The sequence below is a fragment of the Hymenobacter sp. HSC-4F20 genome, from assembly GCF_019599275.1.
Classification (GTDB): Bacteria; Bacteroidota; Bacteroidia; order Cytophagales; family Hymenobacteraceae; genus Hymenobacter.
The window spans coordinates 1-432 of record NZ_JAHZTD010000032.1 but is presented as its reverse complement, the minus strand read 5'-3'; the positions used below and the strand labels follow the sequence as shown (position 1 = coordinate 432).

Genomic DNA, 432 nt, shown 5'->3' with positions numbered 1-432 from the left:
ACATAGCGGTCGTGAGGATGGGCGTAGACGTCGCGCGCGGCACCCGCCTGCTTGATCTTGCCCTGCTCCATCACCACCACGAGATCGGCGAGCGCGATCGCCTCGAGCTGGGTGTGGGTGACATGGATGAAGGTGATGCCGAGCTCCTGCTGCATCCGGCGGAGTTCCTGGCGCATCTGGACGCGGAGCTGTTCGTCCAGCGCCGACAGCGGCTCGTCGAGCAGCAGCACGCGCGGCTCGGTGATCGCGGCCCGTGCCAGCGCCACGCGCTGCTGCTGACCGCCGGACAGCTGCGCCGGCAGCCGGTCGGCGAACTGCGTCAGCCGGACCTTCTCGATCATGGTATCGGCGGCGCGCAGCCGGTCGGCCTTGGACATCCCGCGCACGCGCAGAGCAAAGGCGATGTTGTCTCGCACGGTGAGATGCGGGAAC

1 protein-coding gene is annotated in these 432 nt (G+C 68.5%); it reads right to left on the bottom strand.

Annotated features, from left to right (window positions below; all coding sequences use genetic code 11):
- On the bottom strand, nucleotides 1-432 hold a 432-nt coding region (locus K3G63_RS22590; protein ID WP_220616416.1), incomplete at both ends, for an ABC transporter ATP-binding protein.